The sequence below is a fragment of the Paraburkholderia rhynchosiae genome (assembly GCF_002879865.1).
Classification (GTDB): Bacteria; Pseudomonadota; Gammaproteobacteria; order Burkholderiales; family Burkholderiaceae; genus Paraburkholderia; species Paraburkholderia rhynchosiae.
Genome location: NZ_PNXY01000005.1, coordinates 214,419 through 239,126 on the forward strand (window position 1 = coordinate 214,419; position 24,708 = coordinate 239,126).

23 protein-coding genes are annotated in these 24,708 nt (G+C 64.5%); 16 read left to right on the plus strand and 7 right to left on the minus strand.

The annotated features are described in order from the left end of the window. Nucleotides 1–236 precede the first annotated feature (236 nt). The gene (locus tag C0Z16_RS09360) at nt 237–431 is read right to left on the minus strand and encodes a zinc-finger domain-containing protein (protein WP_020069238.1); all 195 of its coding nucleotides are present in this window, start codon (nt 429–431) and stop codon (nt 237–239) included. A 90-nt stretch (nt 432–521) separates the two neighbouring features. Beyond that, nucleotides 522–1,445, minus strand: coding sequence for a branched-chain amino acid transaminase (locus C0Z16_RS09365; protein ID WP_102631869.1), 924 nt, complete (start codon nt 1,443–1,445; stop codon nt 522–524). A 279-nt stretch (nt 1,446–1,724) separates the two neighbouring features. On the opposite strand from C0Z16_RS09365, the gene C0Z16_RS09370 reads away from it, so the two are divergent. From C0Z16_RS09370 to C0Z16_RS09415, 9 genes are all read left to right on the plus strand, one after another. Next, nucleotides 1,725–2,471: an AzlC family ABC transporter permease gene (locus tag C0Z16_RS09370; protein ID WP_102632004.1), complete on the plus strand. Its 747-nt coding sequence runs from the start codon at nt 1,725–1,727 to the stop codon at nt 2,469–2,471. After that, the gene (locus C0Z16_RS09375; RefSeq protein WP_102631870.1) at nt 2,468–2,791 is read left to right on the plus strand and encodes an AzlD domain-containing protein; all 324 of its coding nucleotides are present in this window, start codon (nt 2,468–2,470) and stop codon (nt 2,789–2,791) included. Before C0Z16_RS09370 ends, C0Z16_RS09375 begins: the two co-directional genes overlap by 4 nt. 269 nt (nt 2,792–3,060) lie before the next feature. Further along, nucleotides 3,061–4,254 (plus strand): phosphoglycerate kinase, encoded by a 1,194-nt coding sequence (locus C0Z16_RS09385; protein ID WP_102631872.1) that lies wholly within the window; start codon nt 3,061–3,063, stop codon nt 4,252–4,254. Between the two features lie 496 nt (nt 4,255–4,750). Further along, nucleotides 4,751–6,187, plus strand: coding sequence for a pyruvate kinase (pyk, locus tag C0Z16_RS09390; protein ID WP_102631873.1), 1,437 nt, complete (start codon nt 4,751–4,753; stop codon nt 6,185–6,187). 216 nt (nt 6,188–6,403) lie between these two features. Then, on the plus strand, nt 6,404–7,468 hold the full coding sequence (gene fba / locus C0Z16_RS09395) for a class II fructose-bisphosphate aldolase (protein WP_102631874.1): 1,065 nt from the start codon (nt 6,404–6,406) through the stop codon (nt 7,466–7,468). A 145-nt stretch (nt 7,469–7,613) separates the two neighbouring features. Then, complete coding sequence (locus C0Z16_RS09400) at nt 7,614–8,504, plus strand: phosphoribosylaminoimidazolesuccinocarboxamide synthase (protein WP_102631875.1); 891 nt, start codon at nt 7,614–7,616, stop codon at nt 8,502–8,504. Between the two features lie 36 nt (nt 8,505–8,540). Next, nucleotides 8,541–9,059 carry a 5-(carboxyamino)imidazole ribonucleotide mutase gene (purE, locus tag C0Z16_RS09405; protein WP_102631876.1) on the plus strand — a complete coding sequence of 173 codons (519 nt, stop codon included), beginning with the start codon at nt 8,541–8,543 and terminating at the stop codon, nt 9,057–9,059. 193 nt (nt 9,060–9,252) lie between these two features. Beyond that, nucleotides 9,253–10,449, plus strand: a complete 1,197-nt coding sequence (locus C0Z16_RS09410; RefSeq protein ID WP_102631877.1) for a 5-(carboxyamino)imidazole ribonucleotide synthase — start codon at nt 9,253–9,255, stop codon at nt 10,447–10,449. A 10-nt stretch (nt 10,450–10,459) separates the two neighbouring features. Further along, nucleotides 10,460–11,524, plus strand: a complete 1,065-nt coding sequence (locus tag C0Z16_RS09415) for an L-threonylcarbamoyladenylate synthase (RefSeq protein WP_102631878.1) — start codon at nt 10,460–10,462, stop codon at nt 11,522–11,524. 169 nt (nt 11,525–11,693) lie between these two features. Here C0Z16_RS09415 and C0Z16_RS09420 read toward each other — a convergent pair whose 3' ends face one another. The 3 genes from C0Z16_RS09420 to dacB form a co-directional block, all read right to left on the minus strand. Then, a complete protein-coding gene (locus C0Z16_RS09420; RefSeq protein ID WP_102631879.1) occupies nt 11,694–12,944 on the minus strand; it encodes an SGNH/GDSL hydrolase family protein in 1,251 nt (416 codons plus the stop codon). A 94-nt stretch (nt 12,945–13,038) separates the two neighbouring features. Beyond that, entirely contained in the window at nt 13,039–13,992 is a 954-nt protein-coding gene (locus tag C0Z16_RS09425; RefSeq protein WP_102631880.1) for a sterol desaturase family protein, read from the minus strand. Between the two features lie 167 nt (nt 13,993–14,159). Beyond that, nucleotides 14,160–15,857 (minus strand): D-alanyl-D-alanine carboxypeptidase/D-alanyl-D-alanine endopeptidase, encoded by a 1,698-nt coding sequence (dacB, locus tag C0Z16_RS09430; protein ID WP_102631881.1) that lies wholly within the window; start codon nt 15,855–15,857, stop codon nt 14,160–14,162. A gap of 319 nt (nt 15,858–16,176) precedes the next feature. Between dacB and C0Z16_RS09440 the strand changes: the two genes are divergently transcribed. The 6 genes from C0Z16_RS09440 (at nt 16,177) to C0Z16_RS09465 (ending at nt 21,852) form a co-directional block, all read left to right on the plus strand. Beyond that, entirely contained in the window at nt 16,177–16,839 is a 663-nt protein-coding gene (locus C0Z16_RS09440) for a response regulator (protein ID WP_102631883.1), read from the plus strand. A gap of 4 nt (nt 16,840–16,843) precedes the next feature. After that, on the plus strand, nt 16,844–18,145 hold the full coding sequence (locus tag C0Z16_RS09445; protein ID WP_102631884.1) for an ATP-binding protein: 1,302 nt from the start codon (nt 16,844–16,846) through the stop codon (nt 18,143–18,145). A 143-nt stretch (nt 18,146–18,288) separates the two neighbouring features. Then, a complete protein-coding gene (locus C0Z16_RS09450; RefSeq protein WP_102631885.1) occupies nt 18,289–19,806 on the plus strand; it encodes a DegQ family serine endoprotease in 1,518 nt (505 codons plus the stop codon). Nucleotides 19,807–20,055: 249 nt separating this feature from the next. Next, nucleotides 20,056–20,553, plus strand: coding sequence for a hypothetical protein (locus tag C0Z16_RS09455; RefSeq protein ID WP_102631886.1), 498 nt, complete (start codon nt 20,056–20,058; stop codon nt 20,551–20,553). Between the two features lie 128 nt (nt 20,554–20,681). Beyond that, the gene (locus C0Z16_RS09460) at nt 20,682–21,074 is read left to right on the plus strand and encodes a DUF427 domain-containing protein (RefSeq protein ID WP_102631887.1); all 393 of its coding nucleotides are present in this window, start codon (nt 20,682–20,684) and stop codon (nt 21,072–21,074) included. Between the two features lie 31 nt (nt 21,075–21,105). Further along, nucleotides 21,106–21,852, plus strand: a complete 747-nt coding sequence (locus tag C0Z16_RS09465) for a CoxG family protein (RefSeq protein ID WP_102631888.1) — start codon at nt 21,106–21,108, stop codon at nt 21,850–21,852. A gap of 164 nt (nt 21,853–22,016) precedes the next feature. On the opposite strand, the gene C0Z16_RS09470 is transcribed toward C0Z16_RS09465, so the two are convergent. Next, nucleotides 22,017–23,039, minus strand: a complete 1,023-nt coding sequence (locus tag C0Z16_RS09470) for a helix-turn-helix domain-containing protein (protein ID WP_102631889.1) — start codon at nt 23,037–23,039, stop codon at nt 22,017–22,019. Between the two features lie 174 nt (nt 23,040–23,213). Between C0Z16_RS09470 and C0Z16_RS09475 the strand changes: the two genes are divergently transcribed. Further along, nucleotides 23,214–23,840 (plus strand): cysteine hydrolase family protein, encoded by a 627-nt coding sequence (locus tag C0Z16_RS09475; RefSeq protein ID WP_102631890.1) that lies wholly within the window; start codon nt 23,214–23,216, stop codon nt 23,838–23,840. 89 nt (nt 23,841–23,929) lie between these two features. On the opposite strand, the gene C0Z16_RS09480 is transcribed toward C0Z16_RS09475, so the two are convergent. Further along, the gene (locus C0Z16_RS09480; protein ID WP_102631891.1) at nt 23,930–24,562 is read right to left on the minus strand and encodes a TetR family transcriptional regulator; all 633 of its coding nucleotides are present in this window, start codon (nt 24,560–24,562) and stop codon (nt 23,930–23,932) included. Nucleotides 24,563–24,708: the final 146 nt, after the last annotated feature.

The window sequence follows — 24,708 nt, forward strand, 5'->3', positions numbered from 1 at the left end:
GTTCGGATAGGTAAAAGTAAAAGGGGAATGCCGTCAGCCAGGTGGCGCAATGCCGCCATGGCCGGCGCGCCGCATTGCCCGCTTTGTTGTGCGCTCCTGTTCGTGCGTTGTCTTGAGCAGGCGAGCAACAGGTCGGGCAATCCGCCCGACACTGCTTTTGGCCAAAGCCTCGCAAACAATAGCGCAATCAACCAGACACGCAACGCATCAGGCAAGCAGCATTCAGAGCGTGGTGTTCAATGGCCTTTGATCACTTCGCCGTCGCGCAGCTTGTAACGCGTGCTGCAGTACGGGCAGCGCGCTTCGCCGTGCGTGACGTCGATAAAGACGCGCGGATGCGCGCTCCAGCGCGGCATGGCCGGATTGGGGCAGTACGCCGGGAGGTCTTTTGCCGTCAGTTCGACCAGCGGCATTTCCTTGATATCGCTCATGAGACTTTCTCGTTGTATGCAGGGTGCGTGCGTTGCGCCGCGTGGGGCCGCCGTCAAACCGAGGCAGCCCAAAGTCCGGCGCAGCGCGCGTTAGATCTTGGTCAGCCAGTGCGCGTACTTCTCGCTCTTGCCGTTCACGATGTCGAAGAAGCCCGACTGCAGCTTCTCCGTGATCGTGCCGCGTGCTCCCGAGCCGATCGTGCGGTTATCCAGTTCGCGGATCGGCGTGACTTCCGCGGCGGTGCCGGTGAAGAACGCTTCGTCGCAGGTGTAGACCTCGTCGCGCGTGATGCGCTTTTCGATGACCTGGATACCCGCGTCGCGCGCCAGCGTGATGACGGTGTCGCGTGTGATGCCGTCGAGGCACGACGACAGGTCGGGTGTGTACAGCTTGCCGTTGTTCACGAGGAAGAAGTTTTCGCCCGAGCCTTCCGACACGTAGCCGTCGACGTCGAGCAGCAGCGCTTCGTCGTAACCGTCGGCGATAGCTTCCTGGTTGGCGAGGATCGAGTTCACGTACCAGCCCGACGCCTTCGCGCGGACCATCGACACGTTCACGTGGTGGCGCGTGAACGACGACGTCTTCACGCGGATGCCCTTGGCGATGCCGTCTTCACCGAGGTAAGCGCCCCACGGCCATGCCGCGATCGCCACGTGGATGGTGTTGCCCTTGGCCGAGACGCCGAGCTTTTCCGAACCCACCCAGACGATGGGGCGCAGATAGCAGGACTCGAGCTTGTTTTCGCGGACCACCTCGCGCTGCGCGGCGGCGAGCGTTTCGTGGTCGAACGGCACGTCCATCTGGAAAATCTTGGCCGAGTTCAGGAGACGCTTCGTGTGTTCCTGCAAACGGAAAATCGCGGTGCCGCCGTCTGCCGTTTTGTAGGCGCGCACGCCCTCGAAAACGCCCATGCCGTAATGCAGCGTGTGAGTCAGCACGTGGATCTTGGCATCGCGCCAGTCGATCAGCTTGCCATCCATCCAGATCTTGCCGTCGCGGTCGGCCATTGACATACGATTCTCCAGCAGGTGCGTGTTTGTGTGAGCCCCAGGCCCGTCGCCTCGCGTCAGGCCCCCGAGGGGCAGGAAACCCGGGCGTGCCGGCGGTTTCCGGTGGGGTGCAGCGAAGAGCGTCATTTTAGCGTCTTTTGCACATGGAACGGGCATTTGGGCGCACTTCGGGCGCTATAATTCGGCGCACGCATAATTCACGTCCGGATGCGCCAGCGGATGCTTGACGACCTGGCGCCGATTTCCCTCATCGCGGCCTCCTGCGCCGGCGCTTTTCGCCTCATGCTCGCTCGTCTGTCAGATATCGATCGCCGCGCCTTCCGTGAGGGCGCGCGCGACTATTCGCCCACGCTCATGGCGATCTGCTCTTGGGGCCTCGTCACCGGCATCGCAATGAGCAAGTCGGTGCTCACGCTGCCGCAGGCGCTCGCCATGTCGCTGCTGTGCTACGCCGGATCGTCGCAACTGGCGGTGCTGCCGCTCCTCGCCGCCAAGCTGCCGGTCTGGACGGTGCTGCTCACGGCCGCCATGGTCAACACGCGTTTCGTGATCTTCAGCGTCGGTCTCGCCCCGCACTTTTCCTATCTGTCGATGTGGCGCCGTATCCTGCTCGGTTACTTCAACGGCGACGTGATTTATCTGCTGTTCCTGAAGAAGAACTTCCCGCCTGGCTATGTGCCCGGCAAGGAGGCGTACTTCTGGGGCATGGCGGTGAGCAGCTGGCTGTCGTGGCAGGTGGCGTCGGTCGCGGGCATCCTGCTCGCCAGTCTGATTCCCGACAATTGGGGGCTCGCGCTGGCGGGCACGCTCGCGCTGCTGCCCATCATGGTCGCAGCCATCGCGACGCGTTCCACACTGGTGGCGGTCAGCATCGCGGGCATCGTGTCCCTGCTCGCATTCGATCTGCCGTACCGGCTCGCGCTGCCGCTTGCGGTGATCGCCGCCATCATTGCGGGCAGCGCCGCCGATCTGATGGTCGAGCGCGCCGACTTGCGGCGCATCCGCAACGGCGCGGGAGATTCGCGATGACATCCACGGAAATCTGGCTGGCCATTCTCGGCATGACGTTCGTCACCGCCGTGACACGCGCGATGTTTCTAATCGGCGGCGAGCGCACGGTGTTGCCCGCGCGCGTGCAGCGCATGCTGCGCTACGCGCCCGCCGCGGCGCTGGCGGCCGTGGTGCTGCCCGACGTGCTGGCGACGCCCGAAGGTCTGTCATTCGCGCCGTCCAACCACGAGTTCTACGCGGCGCTTGCCGGCCTCGGGTGGTTTTTGTGGCGCCGCACCATGCTTGGCACGATCGTTGTCGGAATGATCGTATTTACGTTGTTGCGTCTCTTCATGTAATTCGGGCTCCGTCTATGCTGCGCTGCGGCATGCCCCGCGCGCCAGTCAAATACGGGGCATTCGCCCGCTCACGGGTCAGAAGGCAGGTTGGATCAGTTAAAATGCCGGTTTCCGGGATGACCGCGTCGATGCCTGGCGCCCGCGCCGCGGCCTTGCCGCCGGGGCCCCGGCTTCGTGGAGCCGCCGTGCCGACGCGCTGGATTTCACCGCGCTCAAAGCCCTGTGCGACGTCCGCCACCGCCTTCCCATCAACTCGCACACAAACGCCCATGAACAAGGTATTGCGTCTCTCCGATCTGATCGCCGAAGGCAAGCTGTCCGGCAAACGAGTGTTCATCCGCGCCGATCTGAACGTGCCGCAGGACGATCAAGGCAACATCACCGAAGACACCCGCATCCGCGCCTCTGTGCCGGCTGTCAAGGCAGCGCTCGACGCGGGCGCCGCCGTGATGGTCACGTCGCACCTGGGCCGCCCGACTGAAGGCGACTTCAAGCCGGAAGACTCGCTCGCGCCGGTCGCAAAGCGTTTCGCCGAACTGCTCGGCCGCGACGTGCCGCTCGTCGCGAACTGGGTGGAAAACGGCGTGAACGTCGCGCCGGGCCAGGTCGTGCTGCTGGAAAACTGCCGCGTCAACAAGGGCGAGAAGAAAGATTCCGACGAACTCGCGCAGAAAATGGCGAAGCTCTGCGACATCTATGTGAACGACGCGTTCGGCACGGCTCACCGCGCTGAAGCGACCACGCACGGCATCGCCAGATACGCGCCGGTGGCTTGCGCCGGCCCGCTGCTCGCAGCCGAACTCGAAGCGCTCGGCAAGGCGCTCGGCGCGCCGAAGCGTCCGCTGGTCGCGATCGTCGCGGGCTCGAAGGTGTCGACCAAGCTGACCATTCTGAAGTCGCTGGCCGAGAAGGTCGATCAGCTGATCGTCGGCGGCGGCATCGCCAATACGTTCATGCTGGCTGCGGGACTCAAGATCGGCAAGTCGCTGGCCGAAGCGGATCTGCTGAGCGAAGCGAAAGCCATCATCGACGCCGCAAAAGCCCGCGGCGCATCGGTGCCGATTCCGACCGACGTGGTCACGGCGAAAGAGTTTTCGCCGACCGCCAAGGCCGAAATCAAGGCCGTCGCCGATGTCGAGGACGACGACATGATCCTGGATATCGGACCGGAAACCGCGAAGGCGCTCGCCGCGCAACTGGAAAAGGCCGGCACGATCGTGTGGAACGGCCCGGTCGGGGTGTTCGAGTTCGACCAGTTCGGCAACGGCACGAAAACGCTGGCCGACGCGATCGCGAGATCGCCGGCGTTCTCGATTGCGGGCGGCGGCGATACGCTTGCCGCGATCGCCAAGTACGGCATCCACGACAAGGTCAGCTATATCTCGACGGGCGGCGGCGCCTTCCTCGAGTTCCTGGAAGGCAAGAAGCTGCCGGCGGTCGAAGTCCTGGAATCGCGGGCTTAACGTGGCGACGCGCTCCCCAACGGCGAAGTCTGCAAGAGCGAACGTTCAGCGCGGCAAGCCGCGCGACACCGCGGCAGCAACGGCAGGGGAGCGCACAGCGCGCTCCGGCGCCGCAGCGGCGGCCCCTGAGTCCGCGCTTGCCGCCACGGTTGCCACTGCGCTTGCCGCTGTCGTCGAAGTCTCACAGGCTGTCGACCAACCAGAAGAATCCGGGCCGCCTTTAACGCCCGTGGAGTCGACCACTGTCGGCGACACAGCGGAATCGTCCAGCGCCCGAGCTGCCGAATCCGCCGGGTCGCAGTCAGAACTCCCGGACGCTGAAGTCGCGCTCGTGCCCCCGTCGGCGCCTCGCGTGCCGGCTTCGAACACCGCTTCACCTCATAAAGCGACGCTGGTTTCAACCGGCGCGCAACCCACGGCAGCATCTTTCGGTGCGCAGCCTCCGCATCCGACTCGCAGCGCTCTTTCCAGCGATCCTATCCAGACGAGGAGACTCATGCATCGCGCCACCAAGATTGTCGCTACCATCGGACCGGCTTCCAGCACGCCGGAGATTCTGCTGCAAATGATTCAGGCAGGGGCCGACGTGGTTCGGCTCAATTTCTCGCACGGCACCGCCGACGACCACCGCCAGCGCGCCGAATTCGTGCGCGAGGCGGCGCGCCAGGCAGGCCGCGAGGTCGCCATCATGGCGGACCTGCAAGGCCCGAAGATCCGGGTCGGCAAATTCGAAAGCGGCAAGGTCACGCTGGTTTCGGGCGAACCGTTCATCCTCGACGCCGACTGCGAGCTCGGCAACCAGGAGCGCGCCGGTCTCGACTATAAAGACCTGCCGCGCGACCTGAAGCCAGGCGACGTGCTGTTGCTCAACGACGGCCTGATCGTGCTGAACGTTCAGCGCGTGATCGGCAACGAAATTCACACGATCGTGAAGATCGGCGGCGACCTGTCGAACAACAAGGGCATCAACCGCCAGGGCGGCGGTCTGTCGGCGCCCGCGCTGACCGCCAAGGACATGGAAGACATCCGCACGGCGATGTCGCTCAGCGTCGATTTTGTCGCGGTATCGTTCCCGAAGAATGCAACCGACATGGAGATGGCCCGCCAACTGGCGAACATCGCCGGCGCGCCGTATGGCATCAAGCCGAAGATGATCGCCAAGATCGAGCGCGCGGAAGCCATTCCGGCGCTGCAGGGCATTCTGGACGCCTCGGACGGCATCATGGTCGCGCGTGGCGATCTGGCCGTGGAAGTGGGGAATGCCGCAGTGCCCGCGCTGCAAAAGCGGATGATCCGTATGGCGCGCGAGTCGAACAAGTTCGTGATCACCGCGACCCAGATGATGGAGTCGATGATCTACGCGCCCGTGCCGACCCGCGCCGAAGTGTCGGACGTCGCCAACGCGGTGCTCGACGGCACGGACGCGGTAATGCTGTCGGCGGAATCGGCGGCGGGCAAATACCCGGTGCAGACGATCGAGACGATGGCCGCGATCTGCGTCGAAGCCGAGAAGTCGGAACAGTCCGAGCTGGATCGGGACTTCCTCGATCGCACGTTCACGCGCATCGACCAGTCGATTGCGATGGGCGCGCTCTTCACGGCCTATCACCTGGGCGCAAAGGCGATCGTGGCGTTGACCGAATCCGGTTCGACCGCGCTGTGGATGTCGCGTCACTGGACGCACGTGCCGATCTTCGCGCTCACGCCGCGCGTCGGCAGCGAGCGGGCCATGGCGCTGTACCGCAACGTGACCTCGCTGCATCTGGACACCAACACCGACCGCGACACGGCGTTGCAACAGGCGTTGGAGACGGTGGTCAGCAAGGGCTACGCGTCGCGCGGCGACATGGTCGTGCTGACCGTCGGCGAGCCGATGGGTCAGGCCGGCGGCACGAATACGCTGAAGATCGTACGGGTCGGCGAGCCGTACTGATCCGTAGAGACTGCTCGACTGGCACAGGCTTGATGAGCGAAGCAGGCTGTCATGCCCCGCGAGAGGCGGCGCACCGGCTCAAAAACGCGCGCGAGGCGTGAAGCAACGCCCCGCGCTCGAGCGATGGTGCGAAAGGGCATGCGGTTTGCTTCGCGATAAAATCGCACAAAAGATGCCGGCGGCACAGGAATTCGTTTCAATCTAAGGAGTTACAGCATGCCTCTCGTATCAATGCGTCAACTGCTGGACCATGCCGCTGAAAACGGCTACGGCCTTCCGGCATTCAACGTGAACAACCTGGAGCAGGTGCAGGCGATCATGGCGGCGGCCGACAAGGTCAACGCACCGGTCATCATGCAGGCTTCCGCCGGCGCGCGTAAGTACGCGGGCGAAGCGTTCCTGCGCCACTTGATCGAAGCAGCGGTCGAGTCGTATCCGCACATTCCGGTCGTGATGCACCAGGATCACGGCCAGTCGCCGGCGGTCTGCATGGCGGCGATCCGCAGCGGCTTCACCAGCGTGATGATGGACGGCTCGCTCGAAGCCGACGGCAAAACGGTCGCTTCGTACGAATACAACGTCGACGTGTCGCGCAAGGTCGTGGAAGCCGCGCACTCGATCGGCGTGACGGTCGAAGCGGAACTGGGCGTGCTGGGCTCGCTGGAAACCATGAAGGGCGACAAGGAAGACGGCCACGGCGCAGAAGGCACGATGACACGCGAGCAACTGCTGACCGATCCGGAGCAGGCCGCCGACTTCGTCAAGCTGACGCAATGCGACGCGTTGGCAATCGCAATCGGCACGTCGCACGGCGCGTATAAGTTCAGCAAGAAGCCGACGGGCGACATTCTGTCGATCCAACGCATCAAGGAAATTCACCAGCGCATTCCGAACACGCACCTGGTGATGCACGGTTCCTCGTCGGTGCCGCAGGAACTGCTCGCGGAAATCCGCGAATTCGGCGGCGACATGAAGGAAACCTACGGCGTGCCGGTCGAGGAAATCCAGGAAGGCATCAAGCACGGCGTGCGCAAGGTCAATATCGACACGGACCTGCGCCTCGCCATCACCGGCGCGATCCGCCGCTACATGGCGAGGAATCCGGGCAAGTTCGATCCGCGCGATTATCTCAAGCCAGCGCGTGAAGCCGCGATGAATATCTGTATCGAGCGCTATACGCAATTCGGCTGCGAAGGCCAGGCCGGCAAGATCAAGCCGGTTTCGCTTGATAAAATCGCGGAGAAGTACAAGTCGGGCGAACTCGCGCAGGTCGTCCGCTAAGCGGCATTTGCGTCAGCGTTTGAGTCAGCGCCTGGCCGTTTGACCAGGTTGTCGTTAGATCGCCGTTCCCGCATCATCCGGGGAACGGCGTTTCCCTTTTGTTCCGGTCACACTTTCTTTGCCTCATTTTTAGCGAACTACGACGATGTCTACCCTTTACGAATCCACGCTCCGCTCGCTTCCGCTGCTCGGCCGCGGTAAAGTCCGCGACAACTATGCGGTGGGCAACGACCAGTTGCTGATCGTCACGACCGACCGTCTGTCGGCGTTCGACGTCATCATGGGCGAGCCGATTCCGAACAAGGGACGCGTGCTCAATGAAATGGCGAACTTCTGGTTCGAGAAGCTCAAGCACGTGGTGCCCAATCACCTGACCGGCGTGGCCCCTGAATCCGTGGTGGCGGCGGAGGAAGTCGAGCAGGTCAAGGGCCGCGCGGTGGTCGTAAAGCGCCTTGAGCCGATTCTCGTGGAAGCCGTGGTGCGCGGCTATCTGGCCGGTAGCGGTTGGAAAGACTATCAGGCCACCGGTTCCGTGTGCGGCGTGGAATTGCCGCCCGGTCTGCAAAACGCTCAGAAGCTGCCCGAGCCGATCTTTACGCCGGCAGCCAAGGCCGAAATGGGCCACCACGACGAAAACATCACCTACGACGAGATGGAACGCCGCATCGGCACCGAACTGTCGGCCACGATCCGCGACATCTCGGTCAGGCTGTACAAGGAAGCTGCGGATTACGCGGCCACGCGCGGCATCATCATCGCCGACACGAAGTTCGAATTCGGGCTGGACAACCACGGCAACCTGTATCTGATGGACGAGGCGCTCACCGCCGATTCGTCGCGCTTCTGGCCGGCCGACCAGTATCAGGTTGGCACCAATCCGCCGTCGTTCGACAAGCAGTTCGTGCGCGACTGGCTTGAAACGCAGGACTGGGCGAAAGAGCCGCCCGCGCCGAAGCTGCCGGACGACGTGGTCCAGAAGACAGGCGAGAAGTATCAGGAAGCGCTCGAACGTCTGACCGGGCACAAACTCGCCTGATCAGATTCGCGCCGTTCGAGAAAAGGAAGCCGCAAGATGAGTGAAGCACAGACCGCCCACACGCATGGCGCGCCGGTTATCGGCGTGCTGATGGGCTCCAGTTCCGACTGGGAAGTGATGAAGAACGCCGTGGCGATTCTGCAGGAATTCGGCGTGCCGTACGAAGCGAAGGTCGTATCCGCGCACCGCATGCCGGACGAAATGTTCGCCTATGCTGAAAGCGCGCGTGAACGCGGTATCCGCGCGATCATCGCGGGCGCGGGCGGCGCGGCGCATCTGCCGGGCATGCTGGCGGCCAAGACCACGGTGCCGGTGCTCGGCGTGCCGGTGGCGAGCAAGTATCTGAAGGGCGTCGACTCGTTGCATTCGATTGTGCAGATGCCCAAGGGCGTGCCCGTCGCGACCTTTGCGATCGGCGAAGCGGGCGCGGCCAATGCGGCGCTGTTCGCGGTGTCGATTCTGAGCGGCACGAGCGCTGAATATGCAGAAAAGCTCGCGGCGTTCCGCGTGCGCCAGAACCAGGCGGCCCACGCGATGGTGCTGCCGGCGCTGTAAGCGCGCGGGCTGTTTAATGGGCCGATTCTCGGCCCGATTTACGGCCGATTTACGGCCTGATCCACGGCTGAAAGCGGGCACAGTAACGGCCCGATTGATACCAGGACGTTCCCTGTCTGACCTACCGGACGGGCGCTTGCCATTGCAGGAGTTGCAGGACTGCATGCACGCCCGGCCGCGACCGACCACTAAGATGAACCCAGACAACACACCGGTTTCACCGATTCTGCCCGGCTCATGGCTTGGCATGGTCGGTGGCGGCCAGCTCGGCCGCATGTTCTGCTTTGCCGCGCAGGCAATGGGCTACCGCGTCGCCGTGCTCGATCCGGACGAAAACAGTCCGGCGGGCTCGGTCGCCGACCGCCACCTGCGCGCGACGTACGACGATGAAGCTTCGCTCACCGAACTCGCGCGCCTGTGCGCGGCCGTGTCGACCGAATTCGAGAACGTGCCGGCCGCGAGCCTCGACTTTCTCGCGAAGACCACCTTCGTGAGCCCCGCCGGCCGCTGTGTCGCGGTGGCCCAGGATCGCATCGCCGAGAAGCGCTTTATCGCGTCGTCGGGCGTAACGGTCGCGCCGCATGTGGTGATCGAATCGTCGGACGCGCTCGCCGCGCTCGACGATGCGAAGCTCGAAGCCGTGCTGCCCGGCATTCTCAAAACGGCCCGCATGGGCTACGACGGAAAAGGCCAGATTCGCGTGCGCAACGCCGAGGAAGTGCGCGAGGCGCACGCGTCGCTCGCCGGTGTGCCGTGCGTGCTGGAAAAGCGTTTGCCGCTCAAGTTCGAAGTCTCCGCGCTGATTGCACGCGCGGCGAGCGGCGCGTCGGTCGTGTATCCGCTCGCGCAGAACACGCATCGCGACGGCGTGCTGTCGCACACCATCGTGCCGGCGCCGGACGCGAGCCCGACGCGCGTCCAGCAGGCGCAGCAGGCCGCGCTGCAAATTGCCGACAAGCTCGGCTATGTGGGCGTGCTGTGCGTCGAATTCTTCATTCTGGAGGACGGCTCACTGGTGGCCAATGAAATGGCGCCGCGTCCGCACAACTCCGGGCATTACACCGTCGACGCCTGCGCGACCAGCCAGTTCGAACAGCAGGTGCGCGCAATGACGGGCATGCCGCTCGGCGACACGCGCCAGCATTCGCCGGCGGTCATGCTGAATATTCTCGGCGACGTGTGGTTCCCGGGCGGCCCAAAGGGCGCGTCGGTCACGCCGCCATGGCACGAGGTCGCGGCAATGCCGGCGGCGCGTCTGCATTTGTATGGCAAGGAAGAAGCACGTTGTGGCCGCAAGATGGGCCACGTGAACTTCACGGCCGCCACGCTCGAAGAAGCCCGCACGGCGGCGCGCGATTGCGCGCGGCTGCTGCATATCGCCACGAGCTGACGCGCGCGCCATGTCCGACCAACAGAGACCCGACCGACCCGATGCGCCCGCCGGCAGCGTGTTGCCCGTGAGCGCCGCCCAGATCGAGCACGCTGCGGCGCTGCTCGACGCCGGCGGTCTCGTCGCATTTCCCACCGAGACCGTGTACGGCCTCGGCGGCGACGCGGAAAACCCGGAGGCCGTCGCGCGCATTTACGCGGCGAAGGGCCGGCCGGCGAATCATCCGGTGATCGTCCATCTGGCGCCGCAGGGCGATCCGAACTACTGGGTCGAGCACTTGCCGGCGGAGGCGCAACGGCTGATCGATGCGTTCTGGCCGGGTCCGCTGACGTTGATTCTGAAGCGCGCTGCGCGGATACCCTCGGCGGTGAGCGGCGGGCAGGATTCTGTCGGGCTGCGCTGCCCGTCGCATCCGGTGGCGCAGGCTCTACTCGAGGCGTTCAGTGCGTTGCGCGACGGGCATGGCGGTGTCGCGGCGCCGTCGGCGAATCGCTTCGGGCACGTGAGCCCGACCACCGCGCAGCATGTGCGCGACGAGTTCGGCAGCGCGATTCATGTGCTCGACGGCGGTGCGTCCGACGTCGGCATCGAATCGACCATTGTCGATTTGTCGCGCGGCTTTCCCGCGTTGCTCAGACCAGGCCGCGTAACGCCGCAAGATATCGCCGATGTGCTCGGCGAGGCACCGCGCTTGCCCGACGGTTCCGACGCAACCGCGCCGCGCGCTTCGGGCACGTTGAAGGCGCATTACGCGCCGCGCACGCCGTTGGCTTTGCTGCCTTTCAATGCGCTGGAACCGTTGCTCGCCGCGCGCGAGCCGGGCGAGCGCGTCGCGTTGGTGGCGCGTGCTTCGCGTGCGGGGCATTGGGCCGACGCCGATGGCGTGCATTTCATCGCCGCGCCGGAAGACCCGCACGTCTATGCGCGCGAGCTATACGGCTTGTTGAGAGCGCTCGATCGCGCCAACGTCACGCGCATTCTGATCGAGAAGCTGCCGGACACGATCGAATGGATCGCGGTCAATGACCGCCTGGGACGTGCGGCGGCTGCGTTCGAAGCGCAAAGCCACGCCTGAGCTTTTGCTCCTCGCGTGTTCCCCCAAAGCGCCTGATAAACGCCTGATAAACGCCTGACAAAGCGTCCAATAGAAAAACGCCTGGCTGCAATCGACAGAATCGATAAGCCAGGCGTTTTTCAGTCCTTCCTTCGCCATGAAACCATCGCGCCGCGCGGCCGAACTCCGCTTATTTACCGAGCCCGGTGGCCGCGATCTGCTGCTGAACGTACTGTGCGAACAACGCGTGCATGTGCGCGCTGGGGTGGACCGTGTCCGCGAACATGTAAGTCTGGTCGGCGCCAGCCACCGTGTAGGTCTGCGGTGAGCAGAACAACGAAGAGCCGAACTGGCTGCCGTACTGCTCTGGGGTCAGCCCGTTGGTCGCGCCCGGGTTGGCCTTGGCGTAAGCCGTTGCGTTCGTCTGCATCGCGGTCAGGTTGCAGGCTGTGTCGGTGTTGGACACCGTGAAGCCGAGCGCCTTGTAGTTCGGCAACTGCTGATCCTGCCACGCGAACGCATCGACCACGATCACCTTGCCCGTACCCACGAGGCCCAGGGCCGTGAGGTTCTGAACGAAGAGATAGTTATACGCCGCGGCGATTCCCGTCAGCAGGGCGGCCGAGCCGGGCGTCTTCACGTTGGCTGCGACGCCGAGCGGCGTATTGCCGATGTCCGGCACCGTCGACACCACCACGTGAGTCGCACCCGCGTTGACAATGGTCTTTACTTGCGCGGCGAGCTGGGCGGCGGCCTGAGCGACCTGGGGGTTAGGCAGCTGTTGCAGGTAGCCGACGATGAACGCGACCTGGCCTGCCTGCGTGTTCGGCAGCTTGCCCGCCTGCACCAGCAACGGGTATTGCGTCTGCAGCGCGGTGCCGAGCGCTGTCAGGTTCCCGGTGTTTTCCGCGAACTGGAAGATGTCGTTGGCGCCGCCGTTCACGAGCACGAGCTGATTCGAGTTGAAGCTCGTATGGGCACCCAGGTAGTTCGCGACCTGAGTCACGATCGGCACCGTCGTGGCCGCCATGTTGTTCGGCGCCCAGCCTTTGCCTTGAGCGTTCACGACGTCCGAGCCACCCTGCGCATAACCGTAGCCGCCTGCCGCGACCAGCGGCTGGCCGAAGCCACCGAGGTATGCCGCCTTCAACGTGTCGCCGTAATACTCGGCCACTTTTTGCGTCCACACTTCACCCGGATTGGTCGTGAAGCGGCCGCCGCCGAAGCTCGCCTGAATCACCGGAGCATACGTGCCGACATCCGACAGGCTGTCGCCGAACGACACGACTTGCAATTTGACGCCGCCCGCGGGCGTGCTGCTGGCGTTGTTGTTGTCGTCGCCGCCACCGCCGCAAGCCGCGAGCAGCGCAAACGCAGTGCCGGCGATGGCGGTCTGCGTGACGCGCAACCAATGTTGTTTCCTCGATGCTGTGTGATTCATGTTGGCTACATCTCCTCGTATGTTTGGCCCTTGCGCCATGTATTGCAGGCCGCGTCCGCCGCGTCGGCGGCGTGACGACAGCTTACAGAATCTTCTACGGCCTGCGTCGTGCTGAAAACGCGGCCATCTCGTTGTTGTCGTTTATTTGGTTTGGCGCGTGCACGTCCCTCGAGGCGGCGACGCGGCGCGCATGATAGTCGGCGGCCCACGCGGGCGGAGCGAACAGTGCGCGCAGCTTGTTGTGCGAACCGCGCACGCTCGCGAAGTCGCGCGCCATCGACGCCCATTCGTGAAACGTCGCCTTCAGCGGGTTGTATGTATCAAGCGGCTCGACGATGCCGTAGACGGGCGACTCGAGCGGATCTTCGTCGACATAGCTGCCGAACAGGCGATCCCATATCACGAGCACGCCGGCATAGTTGCGGTCGATATAGCGGTCGTTGCGCGCGTGATGCACACGATGAATCGACGGCGTGTTGAACACGTACTCGAGCCAGCCGAGCTTGCCGCCGAATTTACCGATTGCCTGCGTGTGCACGAAAAACTGAAAGCCCAGATTGATCAGCACGATGGTGACGATCTGCTTCGGCGGAAAGCCGAGCACGGCAAGCGGAATCCAGAAGAGCCACATGCCCGCGACGGGATACATCAGGCTCTGACGGAATGCGGTGGAAAAATTCATGCGCTCCGAAGAGTGATGCACGACGTGCGCAGCCCACAGCCAGCGCACGCGATGGCTGCAACGGTGAAACACGTAATAGAGCAGATCCTGCGCGACAAACAGCAGCGCAAAGGAAGCCCAACCCGCTTGCCACGTATGGACGCGGTAGCGATCGTAGAAAAACGCATAGACGGGGATGATGGCGAGCCATGCGAGCTTGTCGGCGGCTTGCTGCATGAGCGCAAGCGCTGCATTGCACAGCGTGTCGCGCCAGCTATACAGCCGTGCGCCAGGGCGTGTTCGCCGCAGGTGCCACGCCTCCCAGCCGATACATGCGAGAAAGACTGGCGCCATGGCGAGCAGCAGCAATTCGGCATCGAATTGCATGGTGTCTTCCTCCGTGGTCCCTTGCCGCCGCGCTGCATGCCGCGGTGTTTTGTCGTGTTTTGTCTTGCATCGTCGTTATGGTTCGCGCGCGCCGCGCGGCTCGAACACTGCCCGACAGCGTACACGCTTGGAGCTATGCGGCGCGCGGGCTTCGCTAGAAGGAATCCTCAATGGGCGCCGCGCTTATGCGGGTTTCTCCTGGACTTGCCGCGTGGCGCCGCGCTCGTGGATTCAGCGGCGCGTGTTGCCGCCGACGCGGAAACAGGGGTAAAGCCCTGGGCCGGTCCTTGATACACCCACTCGAGCAACGCGTCGTGCGCGGCGCGCGCGGCTTCGGAATGCGGATCGTTGATGAAGCTGACCACGATATAGCTGTCGCCGTCCGCCGATGCCACATAGCCCGCGATGGCCCGCACGTCGCGCAACGTGCCGGTCTTGATGTGCGCGTTGCCGCCCGCGCCCTGATTGGTCAGGCGGTTGCGCATCGTGCCGTCGACACCGGCGATGGGCAGCGACTGCACGAACACCTGCGCGACCGGGCTCGCGTTCGCCCGCTGCAGCAGATCGGCGAGCGATAGCGCGGTGATGTGCTCGTCGCGTGACAGGCCCGAGCCGTTGTCGAGCGTCAGGTATTGCATGTCGATGCTGTCGCGCCGCAGAAAAGCCTCGATCGAGCGCGCCGATTTGGCGGTCGTCGCGGGCGGCTTTTCTTCGGCTGCGCCGATCGACAGGTACAGGTTGCGTGCCATGGTGTTGTTGCTGAACTTGTTGATGTCGCGAACGATGTCGGACAGCATCGGCCCCTGATGCGTGGCCACCAGTTTCGCGCCGACCGGCACCGCGCCTTCGCGCGTCGCGCCGCTGAATGTGCCGCTGGTTTGCTGCCACAACGCCAGGAAGCCGCCTGCGAAAAACGCCGAATGATCGAGCACCGCCACGTTGATCGTGCGCGGGCCGCAGCGCACGGAGTAATCGCCGGCGAACGACGCGACGACCGTGCCGTTCGGCGCCGGCGTGACGGTGGGCGATACGGCGGCGGCATCGCCGCGGCAGGGACCGTTGACGGCGCGCATCTGATTGTCGATCTGCAACTGCGCGAGGGCAGGCAATACGTCGATCGTGACGGTGCCATCCGATGAAGGCGTGAGCGTGAACGACAGCGACTTGAACGCGTACAGCAGCGGGTCGGGTCCGACGTTGTATGGCGCGGTGGCATCGTCGTCGAAGGGCGGCAGGTCGCGCGTCGACGGATCGAAGTAGCGCTTGTCGAGCACGAGTGCGCCGTCTATGCCGTGAATCCCCGCCTTGTGGATCTGCTGCACGAGGTCGATCAGTTCTTCGGGCACGAGCTTGGGGTCGCCCGTGCCTTGAATGTACAGATTGCCGTGCAACACGCCGTTGGCGTCGAGCGTGCCGTCGGCGTAGGCGTTCGTGCGCCAGCGATAATCGGGGCCGAGAATCGACAGGGCGGAATAAGTGGTGACGAGCTTCATCGTCGACGCGGGCATCATCGGTTTGCCAGCGTTCAGCGCGACGATCGGCGTGCGGTCGCCGACTTTTTCGACGACCACGCTGACCGACGACAAAGGCACATGGGCGCGCTGCAAGCCGGCCATGACCGATTGCGGCAGCACAGTGCTGACGTTGACGCTCGGATGCGCGGCTTTGACGCGGGCCTGTGCGCCATGCGGCAGCGATGCCCCGCCGGCGAGCGCGGCGCACACCAGCAGCCAGGCGCTCGCGCGCGGCGCGAGGCGCTGCGGCAACGAACATGCAGTAGATGCGGTGACAGCGGCAGTGATACGTGAACGCAGCGCCGCATGACGAAATGGGCGTGCGACGGAAGACAGGAAAGCGTGCGTCATGGACGGGCGAAAAAGCAAAATGTCAGGGCGTGGGGCACGCGGCAATTCAAAGAGGGCGATGCATCGCGCGAAGGCGTTCGCTCAACGGCTGCGTCGTTTGCTCTTTCCCTTGCAGCATCTGAATGTTGTGCGAGCGCGCAGCGGAATCGACGCGTCGCGCATATATCGCGCGCCACGCCGCAGCCAGGCCGCCGCGCGACGCAAAGCGCCCATTGTAGTGACATGCCGTCAGACTGCGGTGGAAAAAGCGTCACACCGGCGCGCATACCGAAGCGGACGCTAGAATGCGGCATCATCGAATGTTGAGGAAAGTGAAACCATGCGCATCTTGCTAGTCGAAGACGACCGGATGATCGCCGAAGGCGTGCGCAAGGCGCTGCGCGGCGAAGGCTTCGCGGTCGACTGGGTGGAAGACGGCGAAGCGGCGCTCAGCGCGGCGGGCAGCCAGCCTTACGATCTGGTGCTGCTCGACCTCGGCCTGCCGAAACGCGACGGCCTCGACGTGTTGCGCACGCTGCGCGCGCGCGGCCATGCATTACCCGTGCTGATCGTCACGGCGCGCGACGCGGTCGCCGACCGCGTCAAAGGCCTCGACGCCGGCGCCGACGACTACCTCGTCAAGCCATTCGATCTCGACGAACTAGGCGCGCGCATGCGGGCGCTGATCCGTCGTCAATCGGGCCGCAGCGATTCGACGATCCGCCACGGCAACCTCACGCTCGATCCCGCTTCGCATCAGGTCACGCTCGACGGCGCGCCGGTCGCATTGTCGGCGCGCGAGTTTGCGTTGCTCGAAGCGCTGCTCGCGCGGCCAGGCGCGGTGCTCTCCAAGAGCCAGCTCGAAGAAAAAATGTACGGCTGGGGCGAGGAAATCGGCAGCAATACCGTCGAGGTCTATATCCACGCGCTGCGCAAGAAGCTCGGCGCGGAACTGATCCGCAACGTGCGCGGCCTCGGCTACATGATCGCGAAGGAAGCCTGAGCCGATGCGATCGATTCGCCGTCAATTGCTGGTGTGGCTGCTGGCGCTCGTGCTGCTCGGCGTCGGCATAGCGGGCTGGCTGATTTACCGCCAGGCGCTTGCCGAAGCCAATGAACTGTTCGATTACCAGTTGGAGCAGATCGCGGCGGCGCTGCCGTCCGAACCGTTCTCGCAGGTGCTCGGCTCGCGCGATACCGGCGACGAAGGCATCGTGCTGCAAATCTGGAATCGCAACGGCGTGCTGATGTATTACTCGCGTCCGCGCGCGCCGCTCGCGCCGCGTGCCGAACTCGGGTTTTCGACAGAACACACGGATCGCGGCGACTGGCGCGTGTACGGCGCCATCGTCGGCGATAACGTGGTGCAGTTGGCGCAGCCGCTTTCGGTGCGCAACCGCCTTGCCGCCGACGTCGCCTTGCGCACGTTGTGGCCATTGATCGTGCTGCTGCCGGTGCTCGGGCTCGCGGTGTGGGTGATCATCGGACGCGGATTGCAGCCCTTGCGGCGCGTGACGAGCGCGCTCGACACGCGTCATCCGGAAGCACTCGATCCGTTGCCCGATCAGCGCCTGCCGCTCGAAGTGCAGCCGCTCGTGCGTGCGCTGAACGGCCTGCTTCAGCGGCTCGCCACCGCGCTCGACATCCAGAAGGCGTTCGTCGCCGATGCCGCGCACGAGCTGCGCACGCCGCTTGCCGCGGTGCAGATTCAATCGCAACTGGTGGCGCGCGCGAAAGACGACGCGGCGCGCAGCGAAGCGCTCGCTGATCTGCAAGCGGGCGTGACGCGCGCGACGCGGCTCGCCGAGCAACTGCTCGCGCTCGCGCGTTCGGAACCGGACGGCCTCGCGGCGACCGATGCCATCGACTTGCGTGCGCTGCTCCAAGGCTGCGTGCTGGCCTATGCGCCGCTTGCGCAGAATCGTGGCGTCGATCTCGGCATCGAGGCGAGCGAGGCGGCCACCGTGATCGGCGATGCCGAGTCGCTGCGTGTGATGTTCAACAATCTTGTCGATAACGCGACCAAGTACACGCCGCGAGGCGGGCGCGTCGATGTGAGCCTGCACGTTGAAGAAGGGCATCCGGTGGTGCGCATCGCCGACAGCGGCCCGGGCATCGAACCGGCGGAACGCGAGCGCGTGTTCGATCGCTTCTACCGCGCCGGTGCCGGCGAAAACCGCGTGCGCACCGACGTCGCCGGCAGCGGACTCGGCTTGGCGATCGTGCGCCGCATCGCCACGCAACATCACGCGGCCGTGTCGCTCGACGAATCGTCGGCGGGCGGCTTGCAAGTCACCGTGCGTTTCTGAGCCCGAAGCTTTCAATTCGCTTGACGAGCAAAAGTGCCTCAAACAAGGCATAAAACGCGATCTGGCGCTGCTTAAGACTCTTTTAAGCGATGCCCCGTACGCTTCCTGACATCCAAGTTTCCTTCTCCAGTCAGGAGTCCACGATGAACGCGAAAACCTTGTCTCGTAGCGCCGTTGCAGCGGCTGTCGCCGTGGCGCTTTCCGCCGGCTATGTGGCGGGCCATCGCGACGTGCCCGCGCCGCAGGTCATCTCACCGGCGCAAGCTGCGATGATGCCCGCGGAAGCCGCCGCGAAAACCGGCATTCCCGATTTCTCCGGTCTCGTCGAAACGTATGGGCCGGCCGTCGTCAACATCAGCGCGAAGCACGTGGTCAAGCGGGCGGCGCTGCGCGGCAACGGTGGCATGGGCAACGGCGGCGGCAATCAGTTGCCGATCGATCCGAGCGATCCGTTCTACCAGTTCTATAAGCACTTCTTCGGCGGCATGCCGGGCGTGCAAGGCGGCGACGGCGGCGATGCGCCCGATCAGCCGAGCGCGAGTCTCGGTTCGGGCTTTATCGTCAGCAGCGACGGCTATATCCTGACCAACGCGCATGTGGTGGACGGCGCGAACGTCGTCACCGTGAAGCTCACGGACAAGCGCGAATTCAAGGCGAAGGTGATCGGCACCGACAAGCAGTCCGACGTCGCAGTGCTGAAGATCGACGCGAGCAGTCTGCCGACGGTGAAGATCGGCGATCCGCGCCAGAGCAAGGTCGGCCAATGGGTCGTCGCGATCGGCTCGCCCTACGGTTTCGACAATACGGTGACCTCGGGCATCATCAGCGCGAAGTCGCGCTCGCTGCCCAACGAGAACTACACGCCATTCATTCAGACCGACGTGCCGGTGAATCCCGGCAATTCCGGCGGACCGCTGTTCAATCTGCAAGGCGAGGTGATCGGCATCAATTCGATGATCTACTCGCAGACCGGCGGCTTCCAGGGGCTTTCGTTCGCAATCCCGATCAATGAAGCTATCAAGGTCAAGGACGAGATCGTCAAGACCGGGCACGTGAGCCGCGGACGCCTGGGCGTCGCGGTGCAGGGCATGAACCAGACGCTGGCCAATTCGTTCGGTATGCAGAAGCCGCAAGGCGCGCTCGTCAGTTCTGTCGATCCCGACGGTCCTGCGGCCAAGGCCGGCTTGCAGCCTGGCGACGTGATCCTGTCGGTGAACGGCGAGCCGGTGGGCGATTCGTCGGCGCTGCCTTCGCAGGTCGCGGGGCTCGCGCCGGGCAGCACGGCCACGGTGCAGGTCTGGCGCGACAAGAGCACGAAGGACCTGAAGGTGACGATCGGCTCGTTGTCGGATACCAAGCTTGCGTCGGACAAGGCCGATCAGCCGGCGCAGTTGCAAGGCCGTCTCGGCGTGGCAGTGCGTCCACTGACGCCGGAAGAGAAAAACAGCGCTTCGATCTCGCACGGTTTGCTGGTGCAGCAGTCGGGCGGCGCGGCGGAAAGCGCGGGCATCCAGCCGGGCGACGTGATTCTTGCAGTCAACGGCCGGCCGGTGGGGAGCGTCGATCAGTTGAAGCAGATGATCGCGGGCGCGGGCAACAGCATCGCGTTGCTGATCCAGCGCGACAACGCGCAGATTTTCGTGCCGGTCGACCTCGGTTGATCGACGTCTGAACTTAACGTACGAAGTGAAGTAACGAAGTAACGCTTGCCGGTCGTTTGCACTTACTGCAAACAGACCGGCTTTTTTTCTTCATCGCAGACGTCGCCAGGCAGCGCGCTTCGCGGCATGCGGCGTGCGAAACAGCGGTTTCCGCACTGCGAGAGCGCTCGCGTGGCACGGCGGTTGCATGCATCCAGAACCCGGTCCCACCTATGCACAGGGCGAAGGACGTCAAGAAGGAGCGAACCGATGAAAAACCAGCACACTCAGCGAAAGATCGTAGCCGCCGCGGCCAGCGTGGCGCTCACCGTCGCTCTGGTGAGCGGCGCGTACGCGCAGCAGGCGAGCGAAGTAACCGGTGGCACCACCACCGACCAGAGCAGCGCAGGCAACGCCAACGGTGGTGGTCTGCCGCAAATCCAGCAGCAGGGCGACGTCTCGTTCGTCTCCGGCGGCGTCGGTCTCGACGAATCGAAGGCGCTACAGCAGGCGCAAAGCGAGTGGCCGCTGTCGCTGCGCTTTACGGGCCCGGGGTCCGACTATCTCGCCGATGTCCGCGTGCGTATCGTCGATGCGCACAACGGCGAGGTGCTGAGCACCACGTCGCGCGGGCCGTACATGCTCGTGAAACTGCGTCCGGGCCGCTACACCGTGCATGCGGCGTACAAGGATCGCGACCAGTCGAAGGCGCTGACCGTGCCGGCCAAGGGCACCGCCAAGGCCGCGTTCTACTGGAACACGCAGTGAGCCCGAGGCTTGCCCGGCCAGCAGCACGGAGGCCGCGCAATCGGCGGGACTTTGACCGATAATGAAGCCACGGGCGTGTCCCGTGGCTTTACTGTTTGCACGACCGCACACTTTCACGGAGCCGAGACATGAGCGATGCCTTGACACCTCACGGAAGCCCGAGCAAATCCTCCGGCGGGCACGCCATCGCCATCACGGGCAATCATCACCGGGTGCGGGTGATACACGGCGGCGTGACCATGGCCGACACGCACGCGGCGTTGACCCTCGCCGAAACCGGTTTGCCCGATGTTTTCTATTTCCCCCGCGAGGACGTGAACATGGCGCGGCTCGAACGGTCCACGCATACCTCGCACTGTCCATTCAAGGGCGACGCGTCCTACTTTCATCTGCATACCGAAGACGGTCTGATCGAAAACGCGGTATGGAGCTACGAGTCGCCCTTCGAACAGGCAGCCCGGATCAAAGGGTATCTGGCTTTTTACTCATCGCGCGTCGACCGCATCGATCAGACCTCCTGATTCGCTGTCGCGTGTTCATCGGGAGGCTGAGATGGAACTGAACGACGCGTTACGGATTCCACTTGCGCCGTCCGATGTCTGGGACGCGTTGCAAGACCTCGCGCTGCTGCGCGCTAGCCTCGATAACTGCGAGTCGTTCACGCGCCTCTCCCACGGTGAATATGCGCTGACCATGACGGTCCCGCTCGGGCCGTTGCGTGCGCGATATGAAGCGCGTGCCCACGTCGCGGGCCAGGATTCAGGGCCGGCCGATGCCGAGCGCCGCACCATCAACTTCAAGGCGCGCGCCGAAGGCATCGGCTCGCTGCGCGGACAGATCGAGGTGCGCCTGCGCGCGGAAGACGGCGCGCTCGACGGCAGGGAGCGCGGCACGCGGATCGACTACACGATCTGGGCGACGTCCTCGGGGCCGCTCGCTGAACTGCCGACGCGTCAACTCGAAAACGCGCTTCATCATCTCGCCGACGATTTCTTCGCCGAATTCAGCGCGGTCGTGCGCGCGAAGCACGGGCAGGGCCCGAACCGCGCGCGCGGGTCGGCGGCGCGGCGCCAGCATGTGTTTCTGCGGCCGATCACGCTTGGCGGCATCGCGCGGCGCACCCGCGCGGAACACGGCAATGCGCTGACGGGCCGCGCGGCGAGCGCGTCGCACGGCGTGTCGCCTGGTGTTTCGCATCCCGAGCCGAGTCCGCATGCCGTGCCGAACTGGGCGTGGGCGGTGATGATCTTCCTGGTCGCCCTTCTACTGTATGTGGCGCGCTGGATCAGCGAGCATTGACGGCGCGTCCGGCAATCCAGTGCTGTGAATCCAGGCGCGCGCGAAACCTGGCGCGCGTGATGACTGTCGCGCCGGCGCGACTACGAAATCGCGGTGACTGACTACGAAAGGGCGTTGCTTTGCGGATGGTTTGCACACCGCATACACCTCGCCGCCATCCCACACTACGCGCCGCGAAAGTCCCTGCGCCATGCCGACGGCGACGTGCGAAACGCGTCCGCGAAATGCTGACGCAGCGACGCTGCCGAGCCGAACCCGGCAATGCCCGCAATAGCTTCCACCGACTCGTCCGTGCTTTCCAGCAACTGCTGCGCGCGCGCGAGCCGCTGCGCGAGCAGCCATGCGCCGACGGTCGTGCCCGTGGCGAGCCTGAAGCGCCGCGTGAAGGTGCGGCGGCTCATCAGCGTGCGTCCAGCGAGGCTGTCGAGCGTGTGAGGCGCGTCCAGATTGCCGCGCACCCAGTCGAGAAGGCTGGAGAGCCGGTCTTCGCGGACGTTCGGGGGCACCGGCTGCTGAATGTATTGCGCCTGTCCGCCTTGCCGATGCGGCGATACGACGAGCCGGCGCGCGACGAAGTTCGCCACCTGGGCGCCGCACATCTTGCGCAGCACATGCAGACAGCAATCGAGCCCGGCCGCGGTGCCCGCCGACGTCAGCACGTTGCCGTCGTCGACATAAAGCACATCGCGGTCTAGCCGCACGCGCGGATAGCGGCTCGCGAAGTCGTCTGCCCATGCCCAGTGGGTGGAGGCCGGGCGGTCGTCGAGAATGCCCGCGGCGGCCAGCACGAACGCGCCAAGACACAAGCCGACGAGTTGCGCGCCGCGCGCGTGAGCCGTGCGCAAGGCGTCGAGCAGCGCGGCCGGCGGCGGCTCGTCGGGATCCCGCCAGCTCGGCACGATGATCGTGTGAGCGTCGGCGAGCGCTTCGAGTCCGTGCGTCACGGCAATCGAGAAACCCGCGGTCGTCGCGAGCGGGCCGGTTTCGGCCGCGCAGACGCGGAAGTCGAAATCGGGCACGCCGCCGCCGCTACGGCGTTCGCCGAAGACCACGCACGGCACGGAAAGGTGGAATGGGCTGATGCGGTCGAAGGCGACCACCGCGACGATGTGCCGGCGGTCTTCGCTGGGCTTGGTGGTGGGTGAAGAGGACGCAGCGGACGCAGCGGATTCAGCAGATGCAGCCATGAGTCGGTCACCTGGCGAAACGACGATGGCCCGATTCTAGCGAATATTGTCAAACGGGCCGCTGTTGCCGAAGCGGCCGCGGGAGAACAATGCGTCATCGCCGCTGCTTGCCTGGCCTTGAACCTTGCGGGCAGGCGGCGCGCCACCTCATTGAATTTCCACAGGAGTCTTGCCATGACTACACCGCGCCGTGCGCTCATCGTCATCGATGTGCAAAACGAATACGTGACCGGCGATCTGCCGATCGAATTTCCGGACGTGCAGAGTTCGCTCGCCAACGTCGGCCGCGCGATGGATGCAGCCCGCGCCGCGGGCGTGCCGGTGGTGGTGGTGCAGAACTTCGCGCCGGCCAGTTCGCCGCTGTTCGCGCGCGGCAGCGCAGGCGCGGAGTTGCATCCGGTCGTCGGTTCGCGGGAGCGCGATCACTATATGGAGAAGTCGCTGCCGAGCGCCTTCACCGGAACGGATCTCGCGGACTGGCTAGCCGCACGGGAGATCGACACGCTGACGGTGGTCGGCTACATGACCCACAACTGCGATGCGTCGACGATCAATCACGCGGTCCACGCCGGGCTCGCCGTCGAGTTTCTGCACGACGCGACGGGCTCGGTGCCGTACGAGAACAGCGCGGGCTTTGCGAGCGCCGAGGACATTCATCGGGTATTTAGCGTGGTGTTGCAGTCGCGCTTCGCGGCGGTGGCGAGCACGGACGAATGGCTTGCGGCGGTGAAAAGAGGCGTGCCGCTGGAGCGCGGCAACATCTATGCGTCGAACCAGAAGGCGCGTAACAGGAATCGCTGAAGCGGGCGTGAGGATGCGGCCGAAAGGCAGAGCCGAGCCGTTGTCAAATGCGGCAACAGACTCAATCAGCCCGCCGGCCCGCCCGGCATTCACTTGCGCAGTGCCGTACTCGAGCGCAGCGCGTCGAAGATGCCTTCGACCATCCGTTCCCCGAGTGCGGCGAAATCCGTTGCATCGGGTAAAAAAAGCATGTCGCGCAACGAGCCGCTGACAAACGCGTGCACCATGGCCGCGGCCAGCTTCGTATCCAGATTCACGGGCAACTGTCCCTTCGAGATCGCGTTGCGCAAGCCGCCTTCGATCTTCGTCAGCGCCTCGCGCATGTTGGTCTGATAGCGGACCATCACCGGTCCCATCTCTTCGACCAGCTCGCACTTCAGAAACAGGATGTCGAACACGCGGCGGCGGCGTGGGTCGTTCGCGGTATCGCGCAGACAGACGATGCAGATTTGCATCAGACGCCCAAGCGGATCGGGCTCATTGGGATCCAGCGACGCGGCTTTGAGTTCGTCCAGCGGCAGCAGCACGCGGTCGAACATTTCGGTGAACAGATCGCTCTTGTGCGAGAAATGCCAGTAAATGGCGCCGCGTGTGACGCCTGCCGCCTGCGCGATGTCCGCGAGCGACGTGCGTGACACACCCTTTTCGAAAAAGACCTGCTCAGCTGCGTCGAGAATGCTGTTGCGCGTCTCCAGCGCTTCTTCTTTGGTTCTTCGGACCATATTTGTGTGACCTGCCCTGATTATGGGGTTTTCCCGAGCACTTTTAAGTACGCTCGATGACAATCCGTTTGCTTCGGAGTCTTTGGCGAAGCTTTCTTGCGGGCCCCCGCCCCGTAAGAGAAGTAACGTACTTTTACATCCATTCG

Excerpts from the sequence above, each read along its gene's own strand:
- C0Z16_RS09360 (WP_020069238.1), bottom strand. The coding sequence starts at position 431 with ATGAGCGATATCAAGGAAATGCCGCTGGTCGAACTGACGGCAAAAGAC.
- C0Z16_RS09365 (WP_102631869.1), bottom strand. The coding sequence starts at position 1,445 with ATGTCAATGGCCGACCGCGACGGCAAGATCTGGATGGATGGCAAGCTG.
- C0Z16_RS09370 (WP_102632004.1), top strand. The coding sequence starts at position 1,725 with ATGCTCGCTCGTCTGTCAGATATCGATCGCCGCGCCTTCCGTGAGGGC.
- C0Z16_RS09375 (WP_102631870.1), top strand. The coding sequence starts at position 2,468 with ATGACATCCACGGAAATCTGGCTGGCCATTCTCGGCATGACGTTCGTC.
- C0Z16_RS09385 (WP_102631872.1), top strand. The coding sequence starts at position 3,061 with ATGAACAAGGTATTGCGTCTCTCCGATCTGATCGCCGAAGGCAAGCTG.
- pyk (WP_102631873.1), top strand. The coding sequence starts at position 4,751 with ATGCATCGCGCCACCAAGATTGTCGCTACCATCGGACCGGCTTCCAGC.
- fba (WP_102631874.1), top strand. The coding sequence starts at position 6,404 with ATGCCTCTCGTATCAATGCGTCAACTGCTGGACCATGCCGCTGAAAAC.
- C0Z16_RS09400 (WP_102631875.1), top strand. The coding sequence starts at position 7,614 with ATGTCTACCCTTTACGAATCCACGCTCCGCTCGCTTCCGCTGCTCGGC.
- purE (WP_102631876.1), top strand. The coding sequence starts at position 8,541 with ATGAGTGAAGCACAGACCGCCCACACGCATGGCGCGCCGGTTATCGGC.
- C0Z16_RS09410 (WP_102631877.1), top strand. The coding sequence starts at position 9,253 with ATGAACCCAGACAACACACCGGTTTCACCGATTCTGCCCGGCTCATGG.
- C0Z16_RS09415 (WP_102631878.1), top strand. The coding sequence starts at position 10,460 with ATGTCCGACCAACAGAGACCCGACCGACCCGATGCGCCCGCCGGCAGC.
- C0Z16_RS09420 (WP_102631879.1), bottom strand. The coding sequence starts at position 12,944 with ATGAATCACACAGCATCGAGGAAACAACATTGGTTGCGCGTCACGCAG.
- C0Z16_RS09425 (WP_102631880.1), bottom strand. The coding sequence starts at position 13,992 with ATGCAATTCGATGCCGAATTGCTGCTGCTCGCCATGGCGCCAGTCTTT.
- dacB (WP_102631881.1), bottom strand. The coding sequence starts at position 15,857 with ATGACGCACGCTTTCCTGTCTTCCGTCGCACGCCCATTTCGTCATGCG.
- C0Z16_RS09440 (WP_102631883.1), top strand. The coding sequence starts at position 16,177 with ATGCGCATCTTGCTAGTCGAAGACGACCGGATGATCGCCGAAGGCGTG.
- C0Z16_RS09445 (WP_102631884.1), top strand. The coding sequence starts at position 16,844 with ATGCGATCGATTCGCCGTCAATTGCTGGTGTGGCTGCTGGCGCTCGTG.
- C0Z16_RS09450 (WP_102631885.1), top strand. The coding sequence starts at position 18,289 with ATGAACGCGAAAACCTTGTCTCGTAGCGCCGTTGCAGCGGCTGTCGCC.
- C0Z16_RS09455 (WP_102631886.1), top strand. The coding sequence starts at position 20,056 with ATGAAAAACCAGCACACTCAGCGAAAGATCGTAGCCGCCGCGGCCAGC.
- C0Z16_RS09460 (WP_102631887.1), top strand. The coding sequence starts at position 20,682 with ATGAGCGATGCCTTGACACCTCACGGAAGCCCGAGCAAATCCTCCGGC.
- C0Z16_RS09465 (WP_102631888.1), top strand. The coding sequence starts at position 21,106 with ATGGAACTGAACGACGCGTTACGGATTCCACTTGCGCCGTCCGATGTC.
- C0Z16_RS09470 (WP_102631889.1), bottom strand. The coding sequence starts at position 23,039 with ATGGCTGCATCTGCTGAATCCGCTGCGTCCGCTGCGTCCTCTTCACCC.
- C0Z16_RS09475 (WP_102631890.1), top strand. The coding sequence starts at position 23,214 with ATGACTACACCGCGCCGTGCGCTCATCGTCATCGATGTGCAAAACGAA.
- C0Z16_RS09480 (WP_102631891.1), bottom strand. The coding sequence starts at position 24,562 with ATGGTCCGAAGAACCAAAGAAGAAGCGCTGGAGACGCGCAACAGCATT.